At 50.2% G+C, this 14,743-nt stretch carries 11 protein-coding genes; 6 read left to right on the forward strand and 5 right to left on the reverse strand.

What is annotated here, in order from left to right; translation table 11 throughout:
* Nucleotides 1-477 precede the first annotated feature (477 nt).
* Nucleotides 478-2,160, forward strand: a complete 1,683-nt coding sequence (locus ABGV42_RS15560; RefSeq protein ID WP_347382443.1) for a sigma-54 interaction domain-containing protein — start codon at nucleotides 478-480, stop codon at nucleotides 2,158-2,160.
* A gap of 34 nt (nucleotides 2,161-2,194) precedes the next feature.
* On the opposite strand, the gene ABGV42_RS15565 is transcribed toward ABGV42_RS15560, so the two are convergent.
* The gene (locus tag ABGV42_RS15565; RefSeq protein ID WP_347382444.1) at nucleotides 2,195-4,273 is read right to left on the reverse strand and encodes a hypothetical protein; all 2,079 of its coding nucleotides are present in this window, start codon (nucleotides 4,271-4,273) and stop codon (nucleotides 2,195-2,197) included.
* Between the two features lie 346 nt (nucleotides 4,274-4,619).
* On the opposite strand from ABGV42_RS15565, the gene ABGV42_RS15570 reads away from it, so the two are divergent.
* On the forward strand, nucleotides 4,620-4,901 hold the full coding sequence (locus ABGV42_RS15570) for a hypothetical protein (protein WP_347382445.1): 282 nt from the start codon (nucleotides 4,620-4,622) through the stop codon (nucleotides 4,899-4,901).
* Between the two features lie 24 nt (nucleotides 4,902-4,925).
* Here ABGV42_RS15570 and ABGV42_RS15575 read toward each other — a convergent pair whose 3' ends face one another.
* Nucleotides 4,926-6,596 (reverse strand): PucR family transcriptional regulator, encoded by a 1,671-nt coding sequence (locus ABGV42_RS15575; RefSeq protein WP_347382446.1) that lies wholly within the window; start codon nucleotides 6,594-6,596, stop codon nucleotides 4,926-4,928.
* A gap of 189 nt (nucleotides 6,597-6,785) precedes the next feature.
* On the opposite strand from ABGV42_RS15575, the gene ald reads away from it, so the two are divergent.
* The gene (gene ald, locus ABGV42_RS15580; protein ID WP_347382447.1) at nucleotides 6,786-7,919 is read left to right on the forward strand and encodes an alanine dehydrogenase; all 1,134 of its coding nucleotides are present in this window, start codon (nucleotides 6,786-6,788) and stop codon (nucleotides 7,917-7,919) included.
* Nucleotides 7,920-8,084: 165 nt separating this feature from the next.
* Here the strand turns inward: ald and ABGV42_RS15585 are convergent, their stop codons facing one another.
* Complete coding sequence (locus tag ABGV42_RS15585; protein ID WP_347382448.1) at nucleotides 8,085-9,002, reverse strand: PD-(D/E)XK nuclease family protein; 918 nt, start codon at nucleotides 9,000-9,002, stop codon at nucleotides 8,085-8,087.
* A 449-nt stretch (nucleotides 9,003-9,451) separates the two neighbouring features.
* Between ABGV42_RS15585 and ABGV42_RS15590 the strand changes: the two genes are divergently transcribed.
* On the forward strand, nucleotides 9,452-10,135 hold the full coding sequence (locus tag ABGV42_RS15590; RefSeq protein WP_347382449.1) for a serine/threonine protein kinase: 684 nt from the start codon (nucleotides 9,452-9,454) through the stop codon (nucleotides 10,133-10,135).
* Nucleotides 10,136-10,240: 105 nt separating this feature from the next.
* Here ABGV42_RS15590 and ABGV42_RS15595 read toward each other — a convergent pair whose 3' ends face one another.
* Nucleotides 10,241-11,149, reverse strand: a complete 909-nt coding sequence (locus ABGV42_RS15595) for a helix-turn-helix transcriptional regulator (RefSeq protein ID WP_347382450.1) — start codon at nucleotides 11,147-11,149, stop codon at nucleotides 10,241-10,243.
* A 129-nt stretch (nucleotides 11,150-11,278) separates the two neighbouring features.
* Here ABGV42_RS15595 and ABGV42_RS15600 point away from each other — a divergent pair, with 129 nt between their 5' ends.
* Together ABGV42_RS15600 and ABGV42_RS15605 are read left to right on the forward strand one after the other, a co-directional pair.
* Nucleotides 11,279-12,166: a sugar phosphate isomerase/epimerase family protein gene (locus tag ABGV42_RS15600; protein WP_347382451.1), complete on the forward strand. Its 888-nt coding sequence runs from the start codon at nucleotides 11,279-11,281 to the stop codon at nucleotides 12,164-12,166.
* Nucleotides 12,167-12,178: 12 nt separating this feature from the next.
* Nucleotides 12,179-13,234, forward strand: coding sequence for a Gfo/Idh/MocA family protein (locus tag ABGV42_RS15605; RefSeq protein ID WP_347382452.1), 1,056 nt, complete (start codon nucleotides 12,179-12,181; stop codon nucleotides 13,232-13,234).
* A gap of 128 nt (nucleotides 13,235-13,362) precedes the next feature.
* Here ABGV42_RS15605 and ABGV42_RS15610 read toward each other — a convergent pair whose 3' ends face one another.
* Nucleotides 13,363-14,682 carry a glycoside hydrolase family 125 protein gene (locus ABGV42_RS15610; protein WP_347382453.1) on the reverse strand — a complete coding sequence of 440 codons (1,320 nt, stop codon included), beginning with the start codon at nucleotides 14,680-14,682 and terminating at the stop codon, nucleotides 13,363-13,365.
* Nucleotides 14,683-14,743 lie beyond the last annotated feature (61 nt).

The raw sequence follows: 14,743 nt of genomic DNA on the forward strand, positions 1-14,743 counted from the left end.
CCATGTGATCGCTGTTTCCTCAGATCGCATGGTTTTTTTATCCCCTCACACTTATGACCTCCTCCCACGCTGCAATGTCTAAAAAATAAGCATCCCCAAATTGAAATGTCTAACAATTGAGACACTCTTGGATGTCAACGAAAATTAAAGCACACCACTTTGATGTTATCTAAGTTCACCTCCCTATGACTTTAAGTGCTTAATCTCTTAGGAACAGCTGATTAGAGAAGCATCACAGCAACATGTAAGCGTATACTCGTTCATAAAATTTCTAAATATTTCTATACAATTAATCCTTCCCTACAACACCTACACCTCATGTCAAAAAATATATACACAACTTATTTCGGTCGCTATAATAGGTCTAACCATCCTTTTCCGTTCTGATCACTTTATTGCTCTACAACGATTCGCATTGCAAGTAGTGACACACGAGTGTCGTTTCTGATCGTCATGCCCGAACCCGAGGTGAAATTGATGAAACATGTACTTCCAGATGTGATGTCCCTTCTGCGGACAGACCTGAATATTCTAAAAGATAGTGCGCACATGCCTGTTATTTCTTCGACCACTGCACTGCCTGAAGCCATTCCCTATTTTAGCGAAAGCCCCCACCTGTTGATCCAGGATGAAGGCTCCCTTATTGGATATATTGAAGTAACCGATGTTTTGCAATCCATGCTGCAAGCCTACCGTCTCATGGAGGCTTATTTTGAAACCACAATTGAAACGGCAGGCACAGCACTTACCCTGATTAACGAAGAAGCCAAGGTGGCTTACTGGACAACGGATGCGGAGCGTGTTTTCTCCATTAACAAAGAAGACATTATCGGACAGCCGGCAGCAGACTTCTTTCCGCCTGATCGGCTTCAATCGCTCAAAACGTTGTACACGGGCGACACGGTCTACCGTAAACAACACCAGCCCCGTCCGGAGCTGTTTGCTCTCATTAATGCACGTCCAGTGATACTTGATGGTCGCATCGTGGGTGCGGTAGCTGCCGAAGTCGATATAACGACTGAAATCCGTCTGCATCAGGAACTGCTGCATATGACCTCCAAAGTCCAGCACCTGGAGAAGGCCGTGGCGCGACTACGTCCGGATTCCGATCCGTTCGCGAGAATCAAAGGCAGCAGCCCGGTCCTCAAACAGTGTCTCGTAACTATACGCAAAATCAGCACTACTTCAGCTACAGTCCTCATCCTTGGTGAAAGTGGAACAGGCAAGGAATTGTTTGCCAAAGCCATTCATGACCTGCGCGAGTCGCCATCCGCGCCCTTTATCGCCATTAACTGCGGTGCCATACCTGCTTCATTGTTCGAAAGTGAGTTATTCGGGTATGAAAAAGGGGCATTCTCCGGAGCTGATCCCAAAGGGAAAAAGGGGAAAATCGAACTTGCCGAAGGCGGTACGCTTTTTTTGGATGAGATCGGCGAAATGCCTCTGGAATTGCAGGTTAAGCTGCTGCGTGTCCTGCAGGAGAAAAGCTACTTTCCAGTTGGCGGAACCCGCATGAAACAGGCAAATTGCCGGATTATCGCGGCAACCAATCAGAATCTGCTTGGCATGATTGCCAAGAATCAGTTTCGGGAAGATCTCTACTATCGCCTGAATGTTATTAGTCTCAACATCCCACCCCTACGCGTGCGCAAGGAAGATATATATGAACTGACTCAAACGTTCCTTCAGGAGTTCTCGCTGCTCTATAACCGTCACATCGAACTCGTCCCTCCCGAAGTATTCAAGCTGCTGTTCAGCTACGATTGGCCGGGAAACGTACGGGAGCTGCGCAATGTCATTGAACGAATTACCATTCTTACAACGGACGGTGAAGTCAAGCCGGATGATCTGCCGGAATCCCTTACCTCATTCATGCAGCCCCACTCTTCCATACCGGATGAGAACGCAGCCCTGCACATCATACCGGAACAACCCACGCTGGCTTCAACCCGTGAATTCCCGGATATCATTCCAAAAGGGAACAAGAGCGAGTCCTTCGAAGTCTCCCCTCTGTCCTATCAGGAAAGGCTGGATTCATATGAAGCGAATCTCCTTCGTCAGTGTCTGAACTCGGCAGGTGGAAATAAGCGCACACTTGCAAGGCAGCTTGGCATCTCCAGAGCGACGCTCTATAACCGAATGAAGAGGCTTGGTCTATGACCAGCCTCTTCCGTATTTAATTATCCGTATCCGGTTATAACACGCGCGCCAGCCGAATCAGTGCAGTTCGCAAATGACGGTAAAACGTGGCGCGGCTCATCGAGCGGGCCTGGGCTGCTGCCGTTGGATTGCCCTCATGAGTCCAGTAGGCTGCATAGAGGAGCATCTGATCCTGCTGGGAAATTCCATGAGCACGACCCTCCAGAAGATCCAGCACATGCATCTGCAGCTGTATGCCGTCTTTTACACCGCTCACCCGCTCAGCATACGTATGAAGTTCTCCCGGGGAGTGCAAATGCGCCAGCATTTTTCGCAAATCCGACTCAGACCACGGAATCCGGTTCGTCTCTTCACTCGTCGTCGCTTCATACGGCAACCGGCTCCCTTGTTTCTCGGGATTCAGCAACGACATGACCCACTCCCCAAATAGGCCATTACGCAAATCCAGGTCCATGACATCGGCTTGATCACCATATCGGTCACAGATCCGAGTACGTGTTCTTCTCATCCGAAAACCGATGCTCTGCAAAAACAGCTTCAGATTCGGATTGGTCGCCACCAGCATGACTCTTGCTCCATCACCCAGAAGGGATAGCCTGTCCAGTGACATGTAGCCCACGAGCTCTTCGCGTCTGTATCCTGGTACGTCGTCACGGGCAGCAGCCAGTACGGCAAAATGAGTATCCGTCTGATCCGGATCGCACTCCAGTTCCTGCGTGCTAAAGCATTCCTCCATTTCCGCCGGGAAATACCTTAAGAGCATTTCACTGCTCTCCCGGTGGACAAGTACCGTAATAAACATGGCAATAGGCTCCCCGTTCCGGTCACGCATTAACACAATCCCTTCAGGATAACGCTGTGCCAGCTCATTCAAAAAGGGGCGGTAAGGGTCCGCCTGCCATGGCTCCACACTGTATTCGCACCATTCCTCCAATAATCTGTGCAGTAAGGGCAGGTCTCCTTCCCGCATCACCTCCAGCGGTGAAAACAGGGCCTCGGTGGATACATCCGCATATTTCCGATGCTGAAGCATGGATTCCTGACAGAGCAGGAGCATTCTTCGAGCAATCTGCCGCTGCTCATGTGGTCCGGCCTGTGCATGCAGGGGCACTAATAAGCCCGCAATACGTACTCGCATTGCTTGCAAACGCTGCGGTTCACGCTGACGAAAGTCCCGAAGCAGGTGCACTCTGGCCAGGTCATGCAGCGCCAGGCCATCCGGATCGGAGCGGATGAACGACATTCGCTTCAGTGCCAGGTATTCGTCCAGCGTTACTTCCGTTTGCAGGACCGAGGATAACAATTCCTGATTGGCTGTTTCGAGCAGTGTGAGCACCTCGATCATGGGATGCAGCCTCGGAAGCGTCAATTCGAGCAATAAGCGTGCACTGATCATGTAAGATAGCTCGGCCCACTCAGCAAGAGGCACGTTTCGTCGATGATCAGCGGCTTCTACCGCAAGGGCAAGTCCGAACGGATGCCCGTCCGTCATGCGTGCAAACGTGCCTGCCATGCTGATATTCACGAGTCCTGCACCGGCAATGTATTCCGACACTTCTTCATTCGTAAAATGCTGTAGCGGCATCTGCACCAGATGCTGCCTCAAGCGAGGGTGCGTTCGCCATGCCGTTGCCGGTTCAGATCGCGAGGCCAAAATGATCAGCACCCCGCTGGAGGAGAGTTTATTGACAAAAACTTCTATAAACCAACTTTCCAGCAGAGCAAGTTCTTCATAGTTATCCACGGCGATCACCAGTCTCTTGTGTACCGACGTTTCATTCAGACGGCTAAGTGGCCGGAAATGGCCCTCACTCCCCATCGTTTCCAATCCCAATGTCGAGGACAGATACTCCAGAAAGACCGAGGGGGTTGAACCACAGGATCTTCCATCCATCCATATGGCCGTAGCCCCTCGCTCACGGGATACAGACAACATCTCCGAGAGGAGGGAGGATTTCCCGATTCCTCCCATTCCCGTCACCGAAAAAATGGTCAAAGGAGCTTCCGGATGGTCAAACCAGTGATCCAGGATCTTTAATTCCTTGACTCGTCCTACGAAACGTTTGCCATGATCATAGTGTCTATCGCTTTGTACCTCACTACTGTTTCCCATTTGTGTCCTCCGTACTAGATACTGGTACTTTTACTATACGCCATTTCTTAGCAAAATTGAGACTATAATGAGACGCGCACTGACATATGAAATGATAAAATCTTGAAGAAAGCCAAATTATTGATAATACCCGAGCAGCATCTTGCAAACGTTTAACACGGGATACATGCACTTCATTTTAGAATCTCTCTACTGGCTTGAACATCATCAACCGTTCCGCCTATCGAGCACACCAATCTAGTCGCATTTGCCTATACCAGATGCTGAAGTACATAAGCATTCACCGCTCTCAACCTTTTTGCTTACCTTCCAAAAACCATAAAGATTCCAGGAAAGGCGGATTTGTGTGAGAAAAGAACTCGATATCTGTAATCTGAGCGGACAACTCGGAATCCAACAGGAAAGACTTGCTGAATGGTTCAAGGAAAACGGATTGCATTCCCATGAGCTTGAGACAGAGGTCAGGGCGGATCTAGCGTCATCTCCGTACCGATTGGCGGCCCCCACATCATTATCACTTGCTCCCTCCACGGGTCATCCCAAACTCTTTCGCGGCAGGCGTTCCATGTCTGGTCATTCGATCTTGCCACAGCTCCGTCCATCCCGCCATATCGGCAAAAACTACTAAACCACACGCTGATGCTCCCCATCATCAAGAATGATGAGCCTGTTCATCCTCCATCATCGCGTGAGCAAGCAGCGCAATCTCCAGGCATATTCTTCTTCCCTGGTCCATAAAACCGGATCCCATCAGTTCTTCCAGCTTCTCCAATCGATTGTACAAAGTCTGTCGATGTATGAATAATTGGGCAGCAGCGTCACGCTTGGAACCAAAATTTTTCAAGTAGGCTTCAAGCGTATCCACAAGCTGCAGATGGTGTGTCCGATCATATTCAATCAGCACACCAAGGTGGTCTTCCACGAAGGGCTGAAGGAAGGATTGAGGCAGTGCCTTCAACATTTGATATATACCCATACGTTCGTAAAAGTAGATATGTTCCATCCGCTTCACTGAACGTGAAACTTCGATAACCTGATACGCTTCTTGCAGACTGTCCGGCATGCCGGTCAAGCGGTTGCGAATTTTGCCAAACCCGGCATGAATCGCAACCTGCTTCAGGTTGCGACCTGCGAAGCGTTTTACATCTCCAATAATACTTTCAAGAGATCTAACCAGCTTATCGGAGGAGGATGCAGCACTCTCTTCCTTGGCACAGCACAGGTAGACCTGATTATTTTTCAGCATGATCAGGCTCGGCAGATTGTTTTTCTTCAGCAAGGATCTAAGCAAAACCAGAATATCCTGATGGTTCGCCTCCATCCGTTCCCGTCCCGTCCCCTTCAGCTGATGCTCAATCTCAATCACCCCTCCTGCAAACCAGTACTGTCCCTTCACCAGCAATCGGAGTCCCATCCGGGTCTGTGCCTGTTCTTCCTGATGGATGTGACCATTCATCAGATCCTGAATTAATTCATTCTGATTGCGTACCATCTTCTCTTCGAGAAATTGGGAACGAAGCGTCAGTGCGGCTGCTGCCTTCGCCGTATAATCAAGCAGCAATTTGAGATACTCCACTGGCGCAGAGGGATGCACAACCATGCCTACAGCAGAGAATACCTGACCAAAGCAGACCACCGGATGACACAGCAGCATATGCTCTTCGTCGATGCGAAACCATAATTCGGTATCCGAATCATTCAGATCCAAATGCTCCACTTCCTGTTCATACCAGGTATAGATTGCCTGTTCCATCTCCGGGGGAAGACCCGGCACGAAGCTGCCTGGCTCCATGGAAGAAATGTAGACAACCGGTTTGGCCGCATATTCATGAAGCAGATCCAGTACAGCAGACATGTCGGTGCTCTGCAATGTCCGCTGCTGAAGCTGACGGGAGTATGTCTCCAGACTCTTCAGCAGCTGGTGCTGATGATTAATGAGCAGAGCATGGATATCCTGCGTAATCTCAACGAACCTTACTGGCTGTTCAAATACGATGAGCGGAAACTGATGTCTGTCCGCCAGTTCAATCAATTGTTCGGGGATGCCATGAATGCTGGTGCCAAACTCCACACACAATCCCGCCGCTTCACTGTGAATCAGTTGGAGCAGATATTCTTCACGCCCCTCTTCCGATTGAAGCCACAGCCCTGTGGATAATATAAGATCATGGGGGCTGACATACGGAGATACATTCGTAATCTCCAATACATGAACCCATCCGACCTGACGGGATGTTCCCTCACTTCCTGCAACCAGACGTGCTCTGGAAAAAACAGGACGTGCCAAAAGATCCTTTATTGTAAACACGCGATCATTTCTCAATATCGATCCCTCGTAGTGTTATTTTTTCTTACATTATAATTCATGGACAAATGTCCTGAACAGTCCTTTTCGACATTATGTTGATTGAATCTCTCGAAACATAGACATAAAGTAAGGTGCAAAACGGATAGTCAGGTCATAAACTTGTAGTATAAGTTGACAACCAATAAATGGACGAGGTGCATGGGCATGAGAATCGGTATCCCAAAAGAAATCAAAAACAATGAAAACCGTGTAGCCATAACCCCTGCCGGAACGGCTGATTTTGTCAAAGCAGGGCATCAAGTGGTGATTGAACAGGGCGCAGGATTGGGCAGCGGATTCACTGACAGCGAGTATGAGGCCGCCGGAGCAGTAATTCAGGCTCAGGCCCCATCCGTTTGGTCGGAGGCTGACATGATTATCAAGGTCAAAGAACCTCTGGCGAGTGAGTATATCTATTTTCGTCCCGGACTGATTCTCTTCACCTATCTGCACCTGGCTGCAGAACCCGCATTGGCCAAAGCCCTCCTCGAAAGCCGGGTGACTGCCATTGCGTATGAGACCCTGGAGGTTAACGGTACCCTCCCCTTGCTGACTCCAATGAGTGAGGTTGCCGGACGGATGTCGGCTCAGATCGGGGCACAACTGCTGGAGAAAACCGAAGGTGGCAAAGGCATTCTATTATCCGGCGTGCCTGGCGTCAGTCGTGGCAGGGTGGCCATCATCGGCGGAGGTACGGTCGGTACCAATGCAGCCAAGATTGCGATTGGTCTCGGAGCGGACGTGACCATCCTCGACCTGAATCTGAATCGTCTGCGCCAGCTGGATGACATATTCGGCAATCAGATCCATACCCTGGTATCCAGCGCATCCAACATTGCGGCAGCGGTCGCAGCAGCTGATCTGCTGATCTGTGCGGTGCTGATTCCTGGCGCCAAGGCGCCCAAACTTGTCAGCGAGCAGATGGTAATGACCATGGCACCGGGTTCGGTCATTGTGGATGTCGCGATTGATCAGGGCGGAATTGTCGAGACCATTGATCATATCACGACCCACGATGAACCGACTTATGTGAAACATGGTGTCGTGCATTACGCGGTAGCGAACATGCCTGGCGCGGTGCCGCGCACGTCCACGGTGGCGCTGACCAACGCCACCATGCCTTATGCGCTGCAGCTGGCCAACCATGGTGCAGCCTCCGCGATTCGCGGCAGTGCAGCCATTCGCAGCGCGGTCAACGTGCTGAATGGACATATCACGTATGAGGCGGTGGCCCGGGATCTCGGGCATGCTTATGTTCCTGCAGGACAGGCGCTGGAGCATCCCGCCGCTGTCCAGTAATCTGTAGATGATCGTTCCCACCCGGCGCCTTGTCTTTCTGGCCTGTGGAACGAACAGAAGCGCCAGTCCGGGCATATGTAGTCCGGACTGGCGCTTCTCGGTTTATTTTCCATGAAATAGGTTCTGTTAGGTTATAAGTTCTGGATTATGAGATATTCCAACGGTTCAAACGGCCCGCTCGCTGCACACCTCACGAAAGTTACAATCCCTGCACGCACGACGTGAAGGCATCGGAGTAAAGTACGACATGTCCTTCGGACGATTGTAATACTCATCTGCCACGCAGGAACGCATCTCCTCGATGTATCTTCCCACATTGTCTTCGACCTTCTGCAGCTCCTCTTCCGTCGGCGTAAACTCGCGATGTGTCCCGGTCAACAGGTATTCTACTCGCAGCTCAATCTGCTCCAGCGGCACCCGGTAATGGTCCCTCACATACGCGGCGTACAGCATCAGCTGATCCGTGAAGTCATCCTCCTTGCCCGTCTTCCAGTCCACAATCACAATGTTGCCATTGCTGCGGCGATACAACAAGTCCATCTTCACATATACGCGCGTATCATGCAGAATCATGGTGTCCCATTTCTCAATTTCCAAAATATCCGTACTTGCCCGGGACAGGTCTTCCCAGGTAAGTGTCTGATACATATGGCTTACACATGCCGAAGCTCGCTCCTTGATGGTCGCAATTCGGTCATTCAGCGTGTCATCTCCGTAATAGATCTCGGATAACATCACCCGGTTCTTCGGGTCCAGACGCCACTGATCCTGATCCATCGATTCCACATAGGCCTGATTAAGCAGCTTCCGCATCGTTTGTTCCAAAAAAGACTCACGCGGCTTGTCTTTGCCTTCCTCCCTGCTGCGGACCGCTGACTCACACATCCGGTGTGCGAGGTCACCAAAGACGAGATATAGATTGCTGAGCTGTTTTAATCGATACAGACGGACCTGCATCTCATCCGCCGATTCTGTTTTCCAGCCGTTATGGGCTCCATAATAATGATAATAATATTTGCGCAGGCACTCATCGAACATGCTTGCCCGCGACTGCGAATACGACCACTGCGGGTATTGTGCCATAAGCTGTTCTGCCTTTCTGTATACCGGATCTGTACAAGATCCCTTGATGCTCACAGTATAAAGGATAGGATAAAAATGCTGCAAGCTGTCCTGCTATTTTGTACTGAACGCAACCGTTTCCGATTCGAAGCGTAACGTTTATATAGTATCATCACCAAAAGATGAAATGGCGAAGCAAAACGCATAATATAGTAAATAGAGGACAGGATGTTGCAGTTATATAAGATGCATTAAAAATTTACACGATTACGAAGAGGGCAGAATAAATCTGGAAAAGCGGAGCGTTCGCATTTATCACCGGATTTCCCCTTATTGAAAGGGATAGAAGAAATCTGGGGATAACAGCGATTGGAAGATTGTTCTGAACGCGGAGTAGACTTGTGTAACCTAATCGATTCATCTTATATGGAAAATCATGTACAGGCATATCCTAAAAGGAGGCACCACCCATGAATCGACCGGATTGGTTCCAGGCGGAAATGGCTTTGCAACAGATCCAGGTCATTGGCAGCGACCGAAATGAGCTGGTGAACATCATCGGCCATGCAGAAGGAATACATTGTATCGGAACAGGTACGGATGCGGCTGTTTTTACGTACGACGGCTTGCCCCAGTATGCCTTCAAAGTGTATTCGGATCATGCGCTGGAGAAACTGGAAAATGAAAAGCGGGTCTATGAACAGCTCCGTGGATTACCCTATTTCCCCACCTATTATGGCTGTGGCCGAAATATTCTGGTCATCAGTTTTGAACCGGGAGATACGCTGCTGGAGTGTCTGGAAAAAGGAATCCCTGTTCCCGAACAGGTGATGATCGATGTGGACGAAGCACGGTCAGCTGTACGCAGCCGAGGCCTCAACCCACGGGATATCCACCTCAAAAATGTACTTCTCCAGAACGGACGCGCAAAGGTTCTGGATGTATCCGAGTACATTAAGGAAGGCAATGACAATCGGTGGGAACACCTCGTCTGGGCCTATCACAACATTTATCCAAGAATCAAAGGCACGCCCATTTCCCCGCGTATGCTGCAAACGATCAAATGGGGCTATAATCAGCTGGATCAGGCTAACCTCAAGATGGACGACCTTTCCAAGAAAGCCAATCGCCTGTTTGCCAGATTTATGAAATAAAAAGGCAGGGCTGGATAGCTCCCCCGCTTCAGCATATGAATAATTAAACCCGGATCATTGCCAGAGATGGCAGGTGTCCGGGTTTTCTCGTACCTGCAAGGTTGTTTAGTGCAGGCCCCCACTCTCCTTCTTCATCCGTCCTTCGGAAGGAGTCATTCCCTTGTATTGCTTATACAATTTCGTAAAATAATTGGCATTGTCGCACCCCACCCTGGCTGCAATCTCGGTAATGGTCAGATTGCTGCTTCGCAGCAGGTGTTCGGCTTCGGTCATCCGACAGCCGTTCACATATTCAACGAAGGTACGTCCCGTCAGTTTTTTGAACATTTTGCAAAAATGATATGTATTGAGCCCTACCTGACTGGCAGCTTCGGTCACGGATATTTTCTCCGCCGCATTGGCTTCAATCTGCTCAATCAATTGTTTGAACCGCTCGCGGTTCGGAAAATACGAGCCTGTTGTTTTTTCCGGCAGCTGCTGGGGCATAAACGTACGAGCCAGCATGGTAAACAAGGCGTGCAGTTTGGACTTCGCCACGAGCTGGTAGGCAGGTGGCTGCGCAACCATCTCTTCAATCGCGTCATGGATGAGCGAATAGTAATCCAGACAGATTCTGTCCTGATCCGCCGGCTTCACCGGAAAGCGAATCCGTCCCTCCAAATAAGGAGCCACATACTGCAGGTGCAGCGGATCATGCGTAAAGTCGTGGAATAAGGCGGCATTCACGACAACCGAATCATACTCCACATCCCCCTCTTCCAGGGCATAACCCACATGAAGCGTGCCTCCCGGAATAACGAGCACCTCGCCCGGCCCGGCCGTATAAGGCCTGCTGTCGATATGAAATACGGCGTGGCCCTTGCGCATGGCAATGAGCTCAAAGTGTTCATGCCAGTGCAAATACATGATACACTCCTCCGTTTTCATACCTGAACAACGATTCTGAAACAGTTGAAACGGATGTGATTTATGATCAATTCGGGTATTTTCGTGAAGCGCTTTCAGATCCAGCACGGCCTCTTCCCCTCCCTCACAAAATCAGACTAATATTGCACAAGATTGTATAGAGCCATGCAGCAGATGCGCGGCTATAATGAGTGTGTCACGAAGTACTATAAGCCAATATTGGAGTGAAATACAACCATGAAAAATCAATTACGCATCGGTACCCTTGTGGGTGGAGCGGACGCTGTCCGCGTCATCCCTCAGATCATGAAACACGGTTTCGAGTCGTTCAATCTGACCTTTTGGCAAACCACCGGTGAACTGGACCTTGCCGAAACAGCCAAACGCGTGCGTGAACTAGTTGACGAACAGGATATCAAAATCTCTGCACTCAGTGTTTTTGGCAACCCGCTCACGGGAGCCGGGAACAACGCAGACACATTAGCAAGCTGGGAACGGGTTATTGATCATGCCCATCTGTTCGGAGCAGACATTGTCTCCGGGTTCACGGGACGACTGACGAATCAGCCCATTGACGAGTCCATTCCGCGGTTCAAGGAGGTATTCGGCGAACTGGCACGCCGGGCGGCAGACCGGGGAGTTCGGATTGCTTTTGAAAACTGTGATATGGGTGGAACTTGGCAGACGGGCGACTGGAATATCGCTCATAATCCGACGGCTTGGGAAATGATGTTTAATGCTGTTCCGGAAGAAAACATTGGGCTTGAATGGGAGCCTTGCCATCAGATGTCCAGCCTCATCGACCCGATTCCCCAGCTTCGCAAATGGGCGAACAAAGTGTTCCACGTGCATGGCAAAGATGCAACCATTGCCTGGGATATCGTCAAGGAATACGGGGTTCATGGTCCGCATGAATATGTCTGGCATCGTACGCCCGGCTTCGGGGATACCAACTGGTCCGACATCATCACCATCCTGCGGCAAAACGGATACCAGGGAACGATCGACATTGAAGGCTGGCATGATCCGGTATACAAAGACGAATTGGAAATGACAGGGCAAGTACATGCCCTGCGCTATCTGAAACAATGCCGCGGCGGGGATTTTGTGCCCAATCCGGAATAAGGAGATGATCGAGTGAGTCAGCAACATCGGGTGCTTGTCGCAGGCTGTGGGGCCATGGCCAACACCTGGGTAGATTACGCTATGCAAAGACATGACACGGAGATCGTGGGGCTTGTCGATTTGCAAGAACAAAATGCTATGGCGCTGTCGGCAAGGCACGGCCTATCGTGTCCCATTTTCACGGATATTACTGAGGCCATTACCGCTACGGGAGCCAATATTGTATTCGATGTCACGATTCCCGCAAGTCATTACGGCATTGCCATGACAGCACTGCAGCAAGGCTGCCATGTGTTTGGTGAAAAACCACTGGCAGAATCTTTCGCTGAATGTAAAGATATTGTCCAAACTGCACGCAAAACAGGCAACATCCAGGCTGTGATGCAGAACCGCCGATTCGACCCGCGGATTCGTGCCTTTCAGAAGCTCATTGCCGGAGGCACCATTGGTAAGGTCGGTTATGCTGGCGCAGACTTCTTTCTCGGACCCCACTTTGGCGGTTTCCGGGATATGATGGACAGTCCGCTGCTGCTGGACATGGCGATTCATACGTTTGATCAGGCCAGACTTATTCTTGGAGCCAATCCGGTATCGGTCTATTGTCACGAATTCAACCCTCCAGGCTCCTGGTACACAGGTAATGCGATGGCGCTATGTATCTTCGAAATGTCTGACGGCTCCGTATTCAACTACCGCGGGTCCTGGTGCGCAGAAGGCGCCCCAACCTCGTGGGAAGCATCATGGCGTGTAACCGGGGAAAAAGGCACGGCCATCTGGGATGGACATGATGACATTTATGCAGATGTCGTGGCTGCAAAGCACCTGGATGCAAGCGGTAAGCCTTCCTTCTTCCAGCCTTCAGAGCGAATCGAGGGTCAGCTGCCTGTCATGGAGAAAAGCGGACATCACGGCTGTCTTGAAGACATGTTCACTGCACTGGAATCCGGGCAATTGCCCGAAACGGATTGCAGTGACAACCAGTTTAGCATGGCGATGGTGCTCGCTTCCCTCGAAAGTGCCCGCACCGGACAGAAAGTGCTCATTGCTGATCTGATGCAAGCAACGTAGAGATGGCTTCTTCCTTAACTTCAGAACTAGCCAAGCCCAACCCGCGAATCTATGCAGGTTGGGCTTGGTTGGTTCGTATTTTGCTGCATTTTATAAAATGAAACTCGTTTTTACATGATTATATCCCTCTATAGAATTCCTTTTTGCATGGCTTTGTACACGAGCTGTGAGAACAGACTGTTGGACCAGGCAAACCACGGTCTTGTAAATGTATCGGGATCATCCGCATGAAAGCCTTCATGCATGAACCCGGTCCCTGCATCCGTCATTTCCAACCGTTCAATCATCTCCAGCATTTCCTCGTCATTGTCCGCGGTCAGTCCCTGCATGGATAGTGCCATATGCCAGATGTATCCCGGCGGGGTATGCGGGCTTCCGATCCCTTTGGCTGCTCGTCCTTCATAATAGAACGGATTCTCCTGACTTAGAATAAACCTGCGCGTATTCTGATACACGGTATCCTCAACAGGTGCATATTCCAAATATGGAATGGACATCAGTCCTGGCGTACCCGCATCATCCATCAGGCAATAATTGCCGTATCCGTCTGTTTCGTAGGCATAGATTCGTCCATAGACCGGATGATTGTATATGCCATATAGAGAGATTCCATGACGAATCTCTTCTTCAAGCCTTGCCATTTCGCTAACCAATTGTTCGTCCCGGAATACCCATTTGGCGATCTCCCCCATCTGGCGCAGGGTCACCGCAGCGAACATATTCGCAGGGATATTGTAATGAAAATCACAGGCATCATCGCTCGGACGGAAACCGGACCAGATCATTCCGGTATAGTTCACTGGCATTCCGAGTCCTGCATTGCGCATCGTATCATGAGCGGGACAATTGCGGCGCATAAACCGATAGGGCGATTGCTCTGCATGGTGCTGCTCCGTTTGCCAGAGATGGACCACACTCTCCATCACCCTTTTGAAGCGTTCATCGAAAATATCGGTCAATTCCGTCTCACGCCAGTACGCGTAGGCCAGCTTCATGGAGAAGCAAAGGGAATCCAGTTCAAATTTTCGTTCCCATACCCATGGCGACATCTCTGTCTCATCATTGGCATCCCAGTGCCAGCCATTGGCCGTTTCGTTGAATGCATTGGCATACACATCAATGTCAGCGTAGAACATATGCCGCTTGATCAGTCCGCCGATGATCCGCTGCAATGCCACATCTTCCTTCGCGAGCGGCACATAATGCATGACTTGCTCCACGGAATCGCGCAGCCACATGGCTGGGATATCTCCTGTAATGACAAACGTTGTCCCATCATCAAGCAGTTTGGTCGTCGTTTCCAACGTACTCGGAAAGCAGTTGCGGAACTGTGCGAGCAATCTTGGTCTGTGCTGCAGCTTCTTGTCTGCCTCGACCAGAATATCTTGCACTGCCTGCGGCAACTCCAGATGCGGCATGGGAATCTTCGGTAATCTGAACTGTTCCATGGATGTAGTCTCCTTCGACATGAAGTGTGGTTGGGTGTTTGGATCTAGTGAATCTTTTTCT

The sequence above is a fragment of the Paenibacillus pabuli genome (assembly GCF_039831995.1).
GTDB classification, from domain to species: domain Bacteria; phylum Bacillota; class Bacilli; order Paenibacillales; family Paenibacillaceae; genus Paenibacillus; species Paenibacillus pabuli_C.

What these genes read in the sequence shown, in the direction of transcription:
- ABGV42_RS15560 (WP_347382443.1), top strand. Translation starts at nt 478, where the DNA reads ATGAAACATGTACTTCCAGATGTGATGTCCCTTCTGCGGACAGACCTG.
- ABGV42_RS15565 (WP_347382444.1), bottom strand. Translation starts at nt 4,273, where the DNA reads ATGGGAAACAGTAGTGAGGTACAAAGCGATAGACACTATGATCATGGC.
- ald (WP_347382447.1), top strand. Translation starts at nt 6,786, where the DNA reads ATGAGAATCGGTATCCCAAAAGAAATCAAAAACAATGAAAACCGTGTA.
- ABGV42_RS15585 (WP_347382448.1), bottom strand. Translation starts at nt 9,002, where the DNA reads ATGGCACAATACCCGCAGTGGTCGTATTCGCAGTCGCGGGCAAGCATG.
- ABGV42_RS15590 (WP_347382449.1), top strand. Translation starts at nt 9,452, where the DNA reads ATGAATCGACCGGATTGGTTCCAGGCGGAAATGGCTTTGCAACAGATC.
- ABGV42_RS15600 (WP_347382451.1), top strand. Translation starts at nt 11,279, where the DNA reads ATGAAAAATCAATTACGCATCGGTACCCTTGTGGGTGGAGCGGACGCT.
- ABGV42_RS15610 (WP_347382453.1), bottom strand. Translation starts at nt 14,682, where the DNA reads ATGGAACAGTTCAGATTACCGAAGATTCCCATGCCGCATCTGGAGTTG.